Raw genomic sequence first — 17,565 nt, 5'->3', positions numbered from 1 at the left:
ATTAGCTAAGAGATAATCTCAAAAGAATACCTAACAGATTTTATAAACCTGTTAGGACTATTTGAAAGAATAATTTAATTTTAATGATTAGGCTTAACCAAAATTGGTGAACCGTTTACATAAACTGTCAGCTCTTGATTCCCCTCTAAAGTGAATTTGGTTTCTTGATGATTCACAGTAATTTTCAGAATTTGGTGTCTGAAGTTGATTTTAAAAGAATACCCTTCCCATTCTTTAGGGATTTTTGGTGAGAAATGAAGAGCATCATTTTTGACCCTCATTCCGCCAAAACCTTCTACAATACTCATCCAAGTACCTGCCATAGAGGTAATATGACATCCTTCTTCGACTTCTTTGTTATAATCATCTAGATCCAAACGCGAAGTTCTCAAGTAGAAAGCATAAGCCATATCCATTTTATCTAATAGAGCAGCTTGAATTGAGTGAACGCATGGAGAAAGAGAACTTTCATGTACCGTGAAAGATTCGTAGAAATCAAAATTACGCTCCAATTCATCCTTAGAAAAATGATCTTCAAAGAAATAAAAACATTGCAAAACATCTGCCTGTTTGATATAAGGCGAACGTAAAACTCTGTCCCAAGACCATTTTTGATTAATTGGTCTTTGAGAACGATCTAAATCTTTTACTCTTACCAATTCTTTGTCTAAGAAACCGTCTTGTTGCAAGTAAATACCTCTTTCTTCATCTCTTGGAAAATACATATTGTCTGCCACTTTACTCCATTGCTGCAATTCTACATCCGAAAGATTTACTTTCTCGATAATTCGTTTGTAGTCTGAAGGAAACTCGACCGAAACTTTTTTGATTTGCTCTGTTGCATAATCGATACACCATTTGGCAATATAATTGGTATAAAAATTATTGTTGATGTTATTTTCGTATTCATTTGGTCCAGTTACACCCAGAATAACATACTGATTTTTAACGCTCGAAAACGAAGCTCTTTGATGCCAAAAACGAGCAATTCCAATTAATACTTCTAACCCTTTCTCTGGAATATACGAGTAGTCTCCAGTAAAACGATGGTAATTGTAAATAGCAAAAGCTATTGCTCCATTTCTATGAATTTCCTCATGTGTGATTTCCCACTCATTATGACATTCCTCACCATTCATAGTAACCATTGGGTACAAAGCAGCTCCGTCCTTGAAACCTAAATTATCTTTGGCATTTTCTATCGCTTTGTCTAATTGATTGTAACGATACGTCAGTAGGTTACGAGCAACTTGCTGATCTTTAGTTGCCATATAAAAAGGAATACAGTAAGCCTCGGTATCCCAATAAGTAGAACCACCGTATTTCTCTCCAGTGAATCCTTTTGGTCCAATATTTAAACGAGAATCTTTTCCTGAATACGTTTGATTCAATTGAAAAATATTAAAACGAATACCTTGTTGGGCTTTTACATCTCCTTCTATGGTTATATCCGACATTTCCCAAATCTTTGCCCAAGCATCTATCTGATCTTGCAATAATTGATCGTATCCTTTTGCCAAAGCTTTTTGAATCACATTTTCGGCTGCCGAAACCGTATCGGTATGATTTAAAGAAACTGTGTAACCTCCTATCTTCTGGATTCCAGATTTTTCTCCTTGAGCTACAATCACATCGTAGTAAAAAAGAATTTTATCTGCTTGTGTATCGATAGAAGTTGGGGATAATTTTTGTTTTTCGCCTTTTGCAAAAATGGTGTTTTGCATAAAAGTAGTTACCTTAAAATGTGTCTTGAAAGTTTGAGCAGTTACAAAAGCCTCGTTACCAGATTTTTTAACATCCAAAGGTTCCCAGAATTTTTCTTCCCAATTAGCATCTTCATTGGTAACACCAGCATCGATATAAGGCTTGTAAACGATTTTGGCATCCTTGTTTAAAGGTGTAATTTCATAGTTGATTACTCCAACCTCATCTAAATCAAGAGATAAAAAACGACGAACATTAACTGCTATTTCTGTTCCGTTTTTTAGAGTAGCCTCAAAAGAACGATTGTACCAACCTTCTTTCATATTCAACTCTCTTCGGTAGCTTTTTACTGCAGCACAAGTATTCAAATCAAGATCTTCGCCATTAATTTCGATATTGATCCCAATCCAATTTGGAGCATTTAATACCTTGGCAAAATATTTTGGATACCCATTTTTCCACCAACCCACTTTGGTTTTGTCTGGATAATAAATTCCTGCAATATAACTCCCTTGAAAAGTTTCGCCTGAATAATTTTCTTCAAAATTGGCTCTTTGTCCCATAGCACCATTACCAATGCTAAATAAACTTTCGGAAGATTTTACTTGTTCTTTGTCAAATCCTTCTTCGATGATTGACCAATTGTCTGGTTTAATATAATCTTGATTCATTTTATTTTAATTTAAGGATAAGATTTGAAATCAAAGAATAAAACACCTCTTTGTTTCACTCTCTGCAACCTTATATTTTGTTGGTTATTTTTTTATTAAAAGTTCCAAAAAAGTTGGACTCATTTGAGTAAAATCTTTGAAATTGTATAGTGCTTCGTACAAAGTTTCTTCATGACCAATACCAATACTAATCATTCTGGCTTTATTAGCTGCTTGAATTCCGGCAACAGAATCTTCAAAAACAATTGAATCTTCGTTGGCTACATTCAGCAAACGAGCAGCATGAAGAAAAACTTCTGGATCAGGTTTTGCATTTACAACATCGTTCCCATCAACGATGGCATCAAAAAAAGAAAGTATTCCAGTTTTTTCAAGAATTGGTCTTGCGTTTTTACTAGCAGATCCTAAAGCAATTGGTTGGTTATGCTCTTTCAAATAAGTCAAAACTGGCATAACCCCTGGAAGAATCTCACTTTCGTCCATGTTTACCAAATACGATAAATAATCTTCGTTTTTTTGAATCAACCATTTGTCTTTATCTTCCTGAGAAGCTTGAACATTTCCTAATTCTAAAATGATATCCAGAGAACGAACTCGGCTCACTCCTTTTAATAATTCATTATGTTCTAATGTGAAATCAATTCCTAAATCATTGGCGATTTTTTTCCAAGCTAAGAAATGATATTTGGCAGTGTCAACGATTACACCATCTAGATCGAATATGAATGCTTTTCTCTTTTTCATTATTCTGCTTATTATTTTTATTTTATTTTTGCACTTTGTCTTTAACAAAAAATACTGCTGAACCAGCTATAATCCATGAAATTCCAGCTACGACAATAATTGCAATCGGATTTCCTCCAAAAAAAACTAAAATTGTACTTCCTAAAATACCCGCAGCAATTTGAGGTACCGTTATTGTTGCATTAAATAATCCCATATATATTCCCATTTTATCTGGAGGCAATACTCCAGAAAGAATTGCATATGGCATAGCCAAAATCACTGCCCATGCTAAACCAACTCCAATCATACATAATAATAGCACGTTTTTATCATGTACAAAAAACATAGAAATCAAACCTATTCCACCTAACAAAAGTGAAAAACTATACACTTTTTTTCTCCCGAATGATTTCGCTATAGAAGGAATTAGAAGAGAGAACAGTGCAGCTACTCCACTATAGAAAGCAAACATTACACCTGTCCAATCACCAGCTTCATTAAATCCAATTGACTTAGCATCCAGAGCAGTTGGTCCCCAAACTTGATTGGCAATAGCTCTTGTTGTGTAAACCCAAATCAAAAACAATGAAAACCAAGAGAAAAACTGAACAATACCAAGCTGCCAAAAGATTTTTGGCGCATTCCCAATTAGCTTGAAAACACTTTCGCTTTTTTTATTTTCGACAGTACTTAAATCAATCGTATTATATTCTGCATGCTCTTTTGGCCCATACTCTTTGGTTCTAAAAACAGTCCAAAGAACCGTTCCCAATAATATTGCTCCTCCAATATAGAAAGACCATATTACAGATTCGCCTACTTTTTCACCAGCTGCTGGAACATTAGACAATCCTATTTTTACTAAAATCCAAGGCATTAATGACCCGAAAACAGATCCAAAGTTGATTAACGCACTTTGAAGTGAAAATCCTAAATTTTTCTGTTCATCATTTACCATATCTCCAACAAGTGTTCTAAAAGGCTGCATAGTAACATTAAACGAAGTATCCATCAGCAGTAACATTACAGCTCCAAAAGCCAAGGGAGGCAATAAATAAGTAAAATACTCTGCATTTGGCATAAAAAACATTGCCAATGCCGATGCTATCGCACCAAAGAGGATAAAAGGAATACGGCGGCCTAATTTAGTCCAAGTCTTATCGCTTGAAAGTCCAATAATAGGCTGCACAATTAAACCAGCCAAAGGTGCTGCCAACCAAAAATAACCTATATTCTCAACGTTTGCTCCTAATGCTTCTAATATTCTACTTGTATTACCACCTTGCAAAGAATATCCGATTTGAACTCCTAAAAATCCAAAACTTAAATTCCAAATTTGCCAAAAACTTAAATTTGGTTTTCCCATTATTAAAAAATTAGATATTTATTTGATAAACTGTTTATCCATTGTTCTTTTGGCCTACTGATTAATCATAAAATTGAAAATTGATTTTTTTACCATACGGACATTTCCATACACTTAGTACGATTCAAAAATGACCATTTACTTGGATCACTTTTAAATCTCAGGTAGCAATAAAATTCAACTTGATAAACAATTATGAAATAATCAACAAAAACACCCAGAACAGGGAGTTTTCTTAAATAATTAATAACGATACATGCAAAATTCCATCAAATCACGACACGATTTAAGGATTTTTATCTAAATAATGCATTCGTGTTAAGAAAAAATAACACGGAAATAATCGTTATAAAATACTCATCTTATTTTTTTCGAAGTAATAGAAAAGCTATAAACGTTTGGTAAATGTATAAAATACTTTTTGGATTTTTTTTAATAAAAATCCAAAAACATCATTTTTTTCTACTACAAGGTTGTAGTAATTAATAATTTACCTACTTTTTGGTAAAATAATTTTATAATTAGTAATTAGCAAAAAACCAAAAGCATTTGAAATGTCTGTAAACAATAAATGCGCAGATTATTTTAAGAATAAAATCTGCGCATTTGAGGTAAACTCTTTTCAGTAAAAAATTAATTGGTAGATTCTCTTTCTACCAAAAAGGTTTCGATGACTTCTGTTGTGTAATTTTCTTCTTCATTATCATCTTCGGATTCCAGACGATCAATAATTATTTTGGCTGCTCTATTTCCCATTTTCACACCACTTTGACTAACTGTTGTAATTGTAGGTGTAGAATATTTGGAGATCATTCCATCTGTAAAAGCTATAACAGCAAGATCTTTGGGAACATTCAGCCCAATTTTATTGGCTGTTTTAATACAAGTAACGGCAAAAATTTCATTTACTGCAAAAACAGCATCGATGGCTTCTTCTTCTAATAGCTTACCGATAATTATTTCACAGGTATCAATGTCTTCAATCTTTATAATCAGCTTTTCATCAAAAGGAAGATTGTTATCCAATAATGCTTTTACATAACCGTCGGTTCTTAATTTACCAACACTTACATAATCTACTGTTGTTACAAGAGCAATTTTTCTTCGGCCTTTGTCTATCAAACTTTGAACTGCCTCATAAGCGGCTTGCTTGTCGTCAATAATTACTTTGTCGCAAAGTACTTCATTGGTAACACGATCAAACATAACAACAGGCATACCTTGATTGATAACTTCGGTAATATGATGAAAATCTCCTTTATACTGAGTTTCTTTTGATAATGACATAATAAAACCATCAATGCTACCATTGGCTAAAAGTTCCATATTAAGAACTTCCTTATCAAAAGAATCATCAGATAAGCAAATAACTACACTATATCCTTTTTCGTTAGCAACTTGTTCAATTCCGTTGATAACTGTTGAGAAAAAGTGATGTACAATTTCAGGAATTATAATTCCAATTGTCTTCGTTTTTTTGTTTTTTAAACTTAAGGCAATGTTGTTGGGCGTATAATGATAGAATTTGGCAAATGCCTGAACTTTCAGTCTTGTTTCCTCGCCAATTTCGGGACTATTTCTAAGTGATTTTGAGACAGTTGAGATAGAAACATCTAATTCTTTGGCAATTTGTTTTAAGGTAATTTTCTTTTTCATGGCAATGATGCAAACTTTACTTAGTTATTCATTTCATAATAAAGATAACATAATTTTTTATTTATTATAAATATTCAGATAAAAATGAATAAAAAAAGCAAAGTTTTCAACACTATCACGTTTTCGTAAGCCTGTAAATTTTTGATTTTGTCGAGCGTGTTAATTAATTCATAATTTTGAAATTCGAAGTAATAAAATCTTAAACAAAACTTAACCAAAAAACAATTAATTTAAACAAAAAGTATGAAAACAATTTACAAAAAGTTGTTCTTTTTATTGCTCCTACTTCCGTTTTGTGCCATTGCCCAGAACAAAGTAGAAGGAACTGTGGTTGACAATACATCAGGTCAGCCTATCCCGGGAGTAAATATCAAGATAGAAGGAACCACCACAGGTGTTTCAACAGATTTTGATGGTAAATTTCAATTATCTAATGTAAAACCAACAGATGTCTTGAATGTATCCTACATGGGGTATCAAACAAGATCAATAACAGTTGGAGCTCAAAAATCACTGACAGTACGTCTTCAAGAAGATGCAAGTCAGTTAAAAGAGGTTGTAGTACAAGTAGGGTACGGAACTGTTAAGAAAAAAGATGCTACGGGATCTGTATCTCAAATTTCAGCAAAAGAATTTAATAAAGGAATCAACGTAACGCCTGAAACATTAATTAGCGGTCGTATTGCCGGTGTAAATGTTGTGGGCGGAGGTGCTCCTGGTGCAAAAGCCGATATTAGAATTCGTGGAGGATCTTCTTTAAGTGCCTCTAATGAACCATTAATTGTTTTAGATGGACTTCCTTTGACTAATGACGTTCCTAATGGAGCTACAAGTATTTTATCTACTATAGACCCTAACGATATTGAGTCATTTACAGTATTAAAAGATGCTTCGGCTGCTGCGATTTATGGTTCTCGTGCTGCGAGTGGAGTAATTGTTATTACTACTAAAAAAGGTTCAAAAGGAGCGGTAAAAGTAAATTTTAGCTCACAAGTAGGGATAAACACTGTTGCCAATACTGTAGATGTTTTGAGTGCAGACCAATTCAGAGCCTTAGTTAATGAAAGAGGTAATGATACTCAAAAAGCTTTGATGGGAACAGCAAATACTGATTGGCAAGACGAAATTTTTCATACCGTTTTGACAACTAACAATAATATTTCGGTAAACGGTGCTTTGTTTGATAAGTTGCCAGTACGATTATCTGTTGGTAATGTTAATAACCCAGGTATTTTAAGAAATACTTCTTTTGAGAGAACTACAACATCCTTATCGATAAACCCAGTTTTATTTGATAATCACTTAAAAATAGATATTAACGGAAATTTATCTTTTGGTAAAAATAGATTTCAAGACGAAGGAGCTGCAATTGGTAGCGCTATCGGATTTGATCCTACACAACCAGTTTATGAAGAAGGTTCTCGTTATGGAGGTTATTTTGAATGGTTAGATTCTAATGGTAATGTACCATTATTGCCTGCAAGAAATCCAGTTGCAAGATTAAACCAAGATGTGCGTAAAGCAACTTCTACAAGAAAATGGGGAAATATTAGATTAGATTACAAATTGCATTTCTTTGAAGATTTAAGAGCAGTTGTTGAAGCGGGAATCGACAGATTCGATAGCGATGGAAATACAACTGTAAGTACTGAAAGTATTTTGGGTTATCAACCAAATCCATTCAATGGCCCTGATTATCAGAATTTTGGAAATTATTCTAAATACACTGATATGCTTCAGAATAAGAACTTAAATACGTATTTAAATTACACAAAAGATATTGATAAATTCAAAATTGACGCAACAGCAGGTTATAACTACCAACTATTTCAAAGAGAAAGTTATCAATCTGGCGAATTAAGACAACCAAATCCTAATGAGGATGTTAATACAAGACCAGATATTAATTTGCAGTCTTATTTCGGACGTGTTAATTTAGGATATGATAGCCGATATTTAGTAACTCTAAATTATAGAAGAGACGGTAGTTCTCGTTTTTCTGAAAAATACAGATGGGGTAATTTCGGGGGAGTAGCTTTGGCTTGGAACGTAGCTGAAGAAGCATTCTTACAAGATAACGAAACATTATCAAGCCTTAAACTAAGGTTTGGTTACGGTACAACAGGACAACAAGATATTTCAGGAGCCTACGATTATTTAAAAAGAATAACTCTAGGTACAATCAATACACAATACATTTTTGGTGGTCAAATTTATTCAACTGCAAGACCAGAAGGATATAACGAAAATATCAAATGGGAAGAGTTGGCTGAGATGAATGTAGGTGTTGATTTTGGATTTTTTAATGACAGAATTACAGGAACTGTAAATTATTTTGACAAAAAATCTAGTGATTTATTAGCTGATGTTGCTGTGCCAGATGGAGCTAATATTAGAAATCAAGGTACATACAATATTGGTAGTGTAAGAACAAAAGGGATCGAGTTTAATATTCAGTCAGATATTATCAAAAATGATAATTTGACTTGGAATATGACATTTAACACGTCTTATATTGATCAAAAAATTGATGATTTAGGAATTACAGTTCCTGGTTTTCAAGGTTATTTAACAGGTGATAATATTGCTGGTGGATCCGGAAATCAAATTCAGGTTAACTCCGTGGGTTATGCTCCAAGATCATTCTTGGTATATGAGCAATTATATGATGCCAATAAAAAACCTATTGCAGGTGCTTATGTAGATAGAAATGGAGATGGTAAAATAGATCCAGCTGATCGTTACAGATTCCATAAACCAGCTCCAGATTATCTATTTGGTTTATTCTCTACTTTAAACTACAAAAAGTTTGATTTTACAATGAACTGGAGAGCTAGTTTAGGTAACTACATTTTTGATAACGTAAGTTCTAATTTAGGATATTCGGATGCAGCTTTAAGACGAAATACAGATTTGTCTAATGTTAGTGCAGACTACTTAAATACAGGTTTTAGATATGAGGATAACGGAACTTCCCGCTATTTGTCTAATTATTATATCAAAGATGCTTCTTATATCAAACTTGATAATATTACGCTAGGATATACTTTAGATAAAGCTTTACTAAAAACGACTTCATTACGATTTTCTGCTGGCGTACAAAATGTTTTTGTGCTAACCAAATACAATGGTTTAGATCCTGAGAGATTCAACGGAATTGATAATAATGTGTATCCAAGAGCTAGAACTTTCTTGTTTGGAGTAAATGCAAGTTTCTAGTAAAATATTGAAAACAAATTTTAAAAAAACACAAAATGAAAATATCATTTAAATATATATCTTATTTATTCCTAATGATTTTAGGATTAAATATGGCGCTTACTTCATGCACGAGCGACTTGGATGTTACTCCGACCGATGATGATGAATTTTTATCGGAAGATTTTTTCCAAGATCCAACATCGTATAAACAAGTTTTGGCAAAATTATATGCTGGTTTGTACGTAGGAGGTAATGATGGTGATGGACAACCAGATATTGCAGGAATCGGAGGAGACTTTAGTAGTTATTTGCGTTTACTTTTCGTAACCCAAGAGTTTACTACAGACGAAGCGATTATTGCTTGGGCTGATGGAACCTTGCCTACAATGAATTCTCAAACTTGGTCTCCTGCAAATGAATTTTTAGCAGGAACTTATTCAAGAGCATTCTATGAAATTAGTGTTGCTAATGAGTTTTTAAGACAAACTACTGAAGATAAGCTAAATGCCAGAGGTGTCGATGCTAATTTGAAAGCGGAGATAGCAACTTTTAGAGCTGAGGCTCGTTTTCTAAGAGCTTTTTCGTATGTTAACTTAATGGATTTGTTCGGAAATGTACCAATTACTACAGAAAATGATCCAGTAGGATTCTTTTATCCTGAGCAAAAAACAAGAACTGAAGTTTTTGCTTTTGTTGAATCAGAACTAAAAGATTTAGATAATAGTTTAGCGGATTCTAAAACAAATGAATACGGAAGAGTTGATAAAACTGCTGCTAAATTTTTATTAGCTCAAATTTATTTAAATGCTAAAGTATATACTGGAAACGAAATGTTTAATGAAGCAGGAACTTTATGTGCTGATATCATTAATAATTCAGGATATACTTTTGCAAATGTTCCTTATAGTTATTTGTTTTCTGCTGATAATGACACGAACGGTGCACAGTCTGAATTTATTTTTCCAATCATTAGTGATGGAAATGCTATTAGAGCAACAGGGGGAGGAATGAGCTTTATCTTACATGCTTCTATTGGAGGTAGCATGGATGCTTCTTCTAGAGGTATGGATGGTGGATGGCAAGGAATTAGAACTCGCAAAGAGTTTGTAGCCTTGTTTCCAGACGAAACAGCAACAGCAGATGAAAGAGGAACTTTTTATACTGACGGACAAACTTTAGATATCGCTAATGTTGGAACTTTTACCAACGGGTATGCAGTAACAAAATATATCAATAAAAAAGCCGATGGTTCTCCAGCTCAACGAATTGACATTCCTGATACAGATTTTCCTATGTACAGATTGTCAGATGTATATTTAATGTACGCAGAAGCAGCCGTGAGAGGAGCTTCATCTGCAAATTTAGAAACAGCAGTAGGTTATATAAATCAACTTCGTACAAGAGCCAATGCAGCATCAGTTACTTCTGGACAACTTACACTTGATTTTATCTTAGATGAAAGAGGAAGAGAATTGTTCTGGGAATGTCACAGAAGAACCGATTTGATTCGTTTTGGAAAATTTACAGGAAGCTCTAAAATTTGGCAGTGGAAAGGTGGCACTATGAATGGTTCATCGACACCTTCATTCAGAGATCTTATGCCTATTCCTGCTAGAATAATCCAGGCAAATCCAACATTGAAACAAAATCTAGGATACTAAAAACTAACCAACAAAAAATAATAAAATGAAAAACATATATAAAATTTTAATCGCATTTGTTAGCGTACTTGCAATTTCTTGTAATGCCGACGACGTAGAAGATAGACCAGTAATTGAAACTATTACAACACCAGAAATGATTGCTCCAGAATCAGGAAAACAATTTGTACTTGATGAAGATAATGGTAATAGTGTTGCTGATAGATTTGTATGGTCTGCTGGAGAGTATTCTGAAAATGTAGCTGTTGAATATAAGCTTTTAATTGACTTAAAAGATGGAGATTTTACTAATGCAAAAACCATTACAACTACAACTAACAATGTGACTCAAGCTGAAGTATTGGTAAAAGAATTAAATCAAGCAGCAATTGATCTTGGAGCACCTACAGATGTTGCTACTCAGTTTGATGTTAAAGTTGAATCTAGTGTTTCTGGCGGTGTTCCGATGATATCCGAAACTCCAATTACCATTACAATTACGCCTTATTCTGGAAGAGTTGATTACGATTTTGTAGAATGGTATTTAGTTGGTGATGCAACAGTTGCTGGATGGGATAATAATAAAGGAAATCAAATTTTATTCAGAAGCGGAACTGATGCCAATGAATATACTTTTACAGGTTATTTTAAAGCAGGAGCTTTCAAAGCAATCAAAAATTTAGGAAATTGGGCTCCAATGTATGGTGGTGCAAATGGTACTTTAGTTTACAGAGGCACAGAAGCTGATCCTGATCCTGCGAGTTTCGTAATTCCTGCTGATGGTTATTATTCATTCAAAATGAATGTATCAACTTTAACCTATACTTTGGCACCTTATGATGCTTCAACTGCAGCTACTTATGCAACAGTTGGTATTATCGGAAGTAGTACAGCAGGATCTTGGGATTCATCAACTCCAATGGTACAATCAACTTTTAACGAACATATCTGGACATTAGGAGTAACTCCATTAGTAGAGGGCGAGCTTAAATTTAGAGCGAATGACGCTTGGGATGTTGCTTGGGGAGCTACAACACCTTTCTCAGGAATGGGTTCTACAGCGGGAGGAAGCCCAAATATTCCAGTTGCAAAATCTAAATATTTAATTTATTTCAATGATTTAGACGGAAGCTATTTAATGATTCCTAACCAAGATTAATACTGATTTCATTTCAAAAAGGGCTATCCTAAAGATAGCCCTTTTTTTCATTTCACGAACTTTATATTGATTATCATGAAAAAAACTCTACTATTGTTTTCCGTTCTGTTGTCGGCATTATCATTTGCACAACAACAAACCGTTACGTACTCCATAAGTCCAGCAACTTTTGAAGAAACAAACGCTATCACTATTACAATTAATGGCAATAGTATTAATGAAGCAACATGGGGGGTAACAGGAAATGCACTTTACATGTGGGCTTGGGCTTTTGATATTGATGATACTACCCAAAAAGGAAACCCTTCGAATGGTACATGGACAGCTTCAAACGAAGCAAGTAAGTTCACCTATAATGCTGGAACTGATACCTACACCAAAACAATTACTCCCGCAACTTACTATAATACAACAGGTATTGGAAAAATTGGTTTCTTAGTAAAAGCCAAAGACGGAACTGGCGACAAAAAATCACAAGATATATTAATCGAAGTTGGGGCTTTTCAGGTAAATCTAACATCGCCTTTACAAAACAGTACAACCATAATCAATTCTGGAGGGAGTCTAACTATAAGTGCTACTAACACTAATGGAATAGCGAGTTATAATTTAAAATCAAATGGTGTTAGTATTAATACAAATGCAAGTGCTTCGAGTTATAGTTATATTCATTCTAATATTACTGCAAATCAAAATTATGAGTTAGAAGTAACCCAAGGAACTACTATCATTACCAAAAAATTTTCTGTAGTGGTTAACCCGACCACCGTTAGCGAAACAATTCCTGCTGGATTGGTTGAAGGGATTAATTACAACTCTTCAGACCCAACAAAAGCTACTCTGGTTTTAAATGCACCCTTAAAAGATTTTGTGTATGTCGCAGGAAGTTTCAATAATTGGCAACCTGGATCTGCATATGCCATGAAAAAAGATGCTACTACAGGTTCTACAAAATTTTGGTTGGAACTTACTGGACTAGTTTCGGGTACAAATTATACCTACCAATATTGGGTTGGAGAATCTACCCCAATTACCAACTCTCCGGCATTGGTCAAAACTGCCGATCCATATTCTACATTAGTGCTTTCTCCATATGATGATTCTGGGATCCCTGCTAGCACCTACCCTAACATGCCTACCTACCCTAGTGGTCAAGACAAAGAAGTAACCGTATTACAAACAGGACAAACACCTTATACTTGGAGTTCGGCCACGACCAACTTTGTTAAACCCGAAAAAGACAAACTGGTAGTTTATGAAGTATTAATTAGAGATTTTGATGCCAATCGAAACTTCCAAAATTTAATTGATCGCATTGATTATTTTAAAAATTTAAAAATTAATGCCATCGAATTAATGCCAATAATGGAATTTGAAGGTAATGAAAGTTGGGGCTACAACACTTCTTTTCACATGGCGTTGGATAAATTTTACGGTACATCCGATAAACTAAAAGAATTTATTGATTTGTGTCATCAAAACGGAATCGCAGTTATTTTAGACATAGCGCTTAACCATGCCTTTGGCAGAAACCCTATGGTTCGTATGTGGATGAGTGATCCTGACGGAGATGGTTTTGGTTCTCCAACAACCGAGAATCCTTATTTTAACACTGTAGCAAAACATAGTTATAGCGTGGGTGAAGATTTTAATCACACTTCAGCTCTTACCAAAAATTATGTCAAAAGGGTTGTAAAACATTGGATTGAAGAATACAAAATTGATGGTTTCCGTTGGGATTTGACCAAAGGTTTTACACAAAACTGTACCGCTGCAAACGAAAGTTGTACCAATGGATACCAACAAGACCGAGTAGATATCTTAAAAGAATATGCAGATTATTCTTGGTCACTAGACCCAACACATTATACAATCTTTGAACATTTAGGTAGTGATCTAGAAGAGAAAGAATGGGCCAATTACAGATTTGCAGAAACCCCTAGCAAAGGAGTTATGATGTGGGGAAAAATGACCGACAATTACAATCAATTATCAATGGGATTTAATTCTAGCAACGATATTTCGAGAATGTATGGTCCGAATCATTCTGGTTTTCTAGGCAACAGGGTTATAGGCTATGCCGAAAGCCACGACGAAGAACGCCTTATGTACAAAAATCTTAAATCTGGGAATACTAGTGGCACTTATAATGTAAAAACATTAAATACTGCATTATCCAGAATGTCAGCTATTGGGGCGATTTCATTGTTAATTCCTGGCCCAAAAATGATATGGCATTTTGGAGAATTAGGAATGGATGACTCTATATATACTTGTACAGACAATACCGTAAACGATAATTCGGCAACAATAGCAGGTGATTGTAAATTATCTACCAAACCTCAACCTCAATGGATAGAAGATTGGCTTGCAAATAATTCTAGAAATACCATTTACAATAATTGGTCAAAAATGATCGCTTTAAAAACAAGTGAACCTGTATTTTCTGGTACTGCTACTGTTCCTAGCACCACAACTCTAACTCCAAATATCAAGATAACCAATAGTGCGTTATCCAGTAGTGATCTAAAAGATATTCTTATCATTGCAAATCTTGACTTAGTTGCAAAAGATGTTGCTACCGGTTTCCCTTATACTGGGACATGGTACAATTTGATGGATAATTCAACCCTCACAGTAACCAATGTCAATGCAACTATCAATTTACAACCTGGTGAATTTAGAGTTTTAGGAAATAAAATGACCAACTTGGCAACCAACGATTATGAAACTTCTCAAAGTATTTTATTATTACCAAACCCGGTTTCAAACTACTTTACATTGAATGTCGAAACTAGTAAAATACAAATCTATTCCTTAACAGGTCAATTGGTAAAAACTTTCGACAAGTCTCATCAAAAAGAGTATCAATACAATATAAGTGATTTAAGTAGCGGTTTGTATTTCATAAAAATATACAATGAAGATCAACAAACAAGTGTCATTAAACTCATTAAACAATAAATATTTTTTTTAGTTAGTTGTAAATCAGCTATCAAATTAAGTTTTGATAGCTTTTTTTTTGAGTTTTAATTGTCCAAAAACATTCCAAAAACATTCTAACATCAAGTCCGATACAATCAAAAAAACTACATTATATCATTCCTTAAGAAAATTGACTCAAAAAAAAGAGGCTCTCCTAAAGAGAACCCCGTTACATATTCTAAAGTCAGGAATTATGATTTGACCAACTTCCCTTTTTTATCACTTTGTATATTGCTTTTATTTTTCACAATTGATTTAGATTGCAAATCATCCAAAATATTTAAAGCTTCTTCTACATAAATATCTTTTGATAAGCTTTCGTGCCATGCATCTCTTTTTTCTTTTAAAATTGGATCTTTACTAAAAACTTCCAATTCATAAGGTAATGATGTAAATTTCAAATTGTTTTTATAGTCAAGAATTGGCTTAAATTTCTTGGCTGTTTCCTCGATTTGTTTTTGCGCCACCTTAAATTTATCAATATTTAAACTATAAGTGTTTTCTTTGCTTCTGCTATCAATCCACTTTGCATTCTCTTCGATTAACTGAAATTGAACATTACTTGCAATTCTATTTTTACTATTAATAATTGCTTGAGCAAATTTTTCATTGTTATTCCAAACTGTATAAGGAGCTGCATCAATTTTGTCCCATTGCATAGCATTTTCTTCATCACGCTCACCCATTTTTAAATAAGCATAACGATCTGGCATAACAACATCACTACTAACCCCTTCTAATTGAGTGGATCCTCCGTTAATTCTATAGAATTTTTGAGTCGTAGTTTTTAGTGCCCCTAAATCGCCAGCCGAGCTGTTACGCACAAATTGATTCAAATCAATTACATTTTGTACAGTTCCTTTACCGTAAGTTTGCTTGCTTCCGATGATAATTCCTCTCTTGTAATCTTGAATTGCAGCTGCCAAAATCTCTGAAGCCGAAGCTGAAAATTCATTGACCATGATAACTAAGGGACCATTCCATTCTACTTTTTTATCAGTATCGTACAAGATTTCCTTTTTCTTGCCTGCTGATTTTATTTGTACAATTGGACCTTGCTCAATAAATAATCCCGCAATGTTTACAACGGTAGATAATGATCCTCCCCCGTCATCTCTAACATCGAGTACAATTCCATTAACACCTTCTTTTTTCAATCTTTCAACCTCCAATGCGATGTCTTTACCAGCATCTCTACCATCTTTGTTTTCGAAATCAATATAGAATTTAGGCAAATAGATTACTCCATATTTCAACCCGTTTTTCTCAACAACACTTGATTTTGCATAGGTTTCCTCTATTTCAACAATATCCCTAATGATAGAAATAACCTGAATGGTTCCGTCAACTTTTTTAACAGTCAAACGAACTTCTGAACCTTTTGGTCCTTTGATTTTTTTTACAACATCGTCCAAACGCATTCCTACAACATCAACAGGAGTACCATTACCTTGAGCTACTTTCATCACTAAATCGCCCGCCTCTAATTTTTTTCCTCTCCAAGCTGGTCCTCCAGAAATCAATTCTGAAATTTCAGTATAGTCGTTCTTTTTTTGTAATCTCGCCCCAATACCTTCAAGCTTTCCACTCATACTAACATCAAATCTTTCTTTCTCTTCAGGAGCAAAATAAGTTGTGTGTGGATCAAAGCGTGACATTATCGAATTGATGAATAACGTGAACCAGTCGTCTCTCTTTAGTTCGTTCATGAATCCAAAAGATTCATTTAAAGAATTCAAAGAACTTTCTCTAGTTTCAACATCCAACTCAGCATCGGTTTTCATCACATATTTTGGATCTTTTTCTTTCTTATCCTCTTCTATTTTTTTCTTATCTGTAAAAGATGAAAGAGTCGATAATTTAATTTGTTTTCTCCATTTTTCTTTTAACTCTGTACTGTTTTTAGCATAAGGAGTTTTATCGTAATCTACATTAAAAGTTTCTTCTAGATTGTAGTTAAATGGCTTACTCAAAATAGTTTTAAACACTTTTTTACTTTCCTCCATTCTCAACATCAAGCGGTCATAAGTCAAATTAAAAAAGGTCAAATCCTTATTCAATAATTGATCGTCAAGCTCTAACTCGAATTTAGAAAACTCATTGATATCTGATTGCAAGAAAAAACGCTTAGAAGGGTCTAAAGCAGTGATATAATCTTTATAAACTCCTTTAGAAAATTCATCATCGACCACAGCTGGGTTATAGTGCCCTTTCTCAATTACGAATGTTAACAATTCCAACAATAATTTGTCCCTCTCTGGATCAATTGCCTTTTTTGAATTTATTTTAAAAGCAAACAAAGTGGCTGAAAGAAATACCACTGCAATGAGTATTTTATAATTTCGCTTCATAAAGACTATAATAGAATTCATCAAAATTTTTTAAACTAAGTTACATTAAAAACTATGCCACCCCCTTAAAGTGCTATATAATTTTTTGTTAAAGGTATAAAAATAG

The 17,565-nt window shown here is 33.8% G+C and carries 9 protein-coding genes; 4 read left to right on the top strand and 5 right to left on the bottom strand.

Translation table 11 applies throughout. The annotated features are described in order from the left end of the window. Positions 1-80 precede the first annotated feature (80 nt). From ABEB18_RS16685 to ABEB18_RS16670, 4 genes are all read right to left on the bottom strand, one after another. The gene (locus ABEB18_RS16685) at positions 81-2,375 is read right to left on the bottom strand and encodes a glycoside hydrolase family 65 protein (protein ID WP_348800478.1); all 2,295 of its coding nucleotides are present in this window, start codon (positions 2,373-2,375) and stop codon (positions 81-83) included. An 84-nt stretch (positions 2,376-2,459) separates the two neighbouring features. Continuing rightward, positions 2,460-3,119, bottom strand: coding sequence for a beta-phosphoglucomutase (pgmB, locus tag ABEB18_RS16680; protein WP_348800477.1), 660 nt, complete (start codon positions 3,117-3,119; stop codon positions 2,460-2,462). Positions 3,120-3,141: 22 nt separating this feature from the next. Next, a complete protein-coding gene (locus ABEB18_RS16675; protein ID WP_348800476.1) occupies positions 3,142-4,467 on the bottom strand; it encodes an MFS transporter in 1,326 nt (441 codons plus the stop codon). A gap of 633 nt (positions 4,468-5,100) precedes the next feature. Continuing rightward, positions 5,101-6,123 carry a LacI family DNA-binding transcriptional regulator gene (locus ABEB18_RS16670; protein ID WP_348800475.1) on the bottom strand — a complete coding sequence of 341 codons (1,023 nt, stop codon included), beginning with the start codon at positions 6,121-6,123 and terminating at the stop codon, positions 5,101-5,103. Positions 6,124-6,366: 243 nt separating this feature from the next. Between ABEB18_RS16670 and ABEB18_RS16665 the strand changes: the two genes are divergently transcribed. From ABEB18_RS16665 to ABEB18_RS16650, 4 genes are all read left to right on the top strand, one after another. After that, complete coding sequence (locus ABEB18_RS16665; protein ID WP_348800474.1) at positions 6,367-9,342, top strand: SusC/RagA family TonB-linked outer membrane protein; 2,976 nt, start codon at positions 6,367-6,369, stop codon at positions 9,340-9,342. Positions 9,343-9,377: 35 nt separating this feature from the next. Beyond that, entirely contained in the window at positions 9,378-10,985 is a 1,608-nt protein-coding gene (locus tag ABEB18_RS16660; RefSeq protein WP_348800473.1) for a RagB/SusD family nutrient uptake outer membrane protein, read from the top strand. Between the two features lie 25 nt (positions 10,986-11,010). Then, a complete protein-coding gene (locus ABEB18_RS16655) occupies positions 11,011-12,123 on the top strand; it encodes a SusE domain-containing protein (protein WP_348800472.1) in 1,113 nt (370 codons plus the stop codon). Between the two features lie 75 nt (positions 12,124-12,198). Continuing rightward, the gene (locus ABEB18_RS16650) at positions 12,199-15,087 is read left to right on the top strand and encodes an alpha-amylase family glycosyl hydrolase (RefSeq protein WP_348800471.1); all 2,889 of its coding nucleotides are present in this window, start codon (positions 12,199-12,201) and stop codon (positions 15,085-15,087) included. Between the two features lie 212 nt (positions 15,088-15,299). Here the strand turns inward: ABEB18_RS16650 and ABEB18_RS16645 are convergent, their stop codons facing one another. Continuing rightward, the gene (locus tag ABEB18_RS16645; protein ID WP_348800470.1) at positions 15,300-17,480 is read right to left on the bottom strand and encodes a carboxy terminal-processing peptidase; all 2,181 of its coding nucleotides are present in this window, start codon (positions 17,478-17,480) and stop codon (positions 15,300-15,302) included. Positions 17,481-17,565 lie beyond the last annotated feature (85 nt).

Source organism: Flavobacterium adhaerens (assembly GCF_040045115.1).
Lineage (GTDB): Bacteria > Bacteroidota > Bacteroidia > Flavobacteriales > Flavobacteriaceae > Flavobacterium > Flavobacterium adhaerens.
The sequence above is the reverse complement of the archived record's forward strand: the minus strand, read 5'-3'. Positions and strand labels throughout refer to the sequence as shown.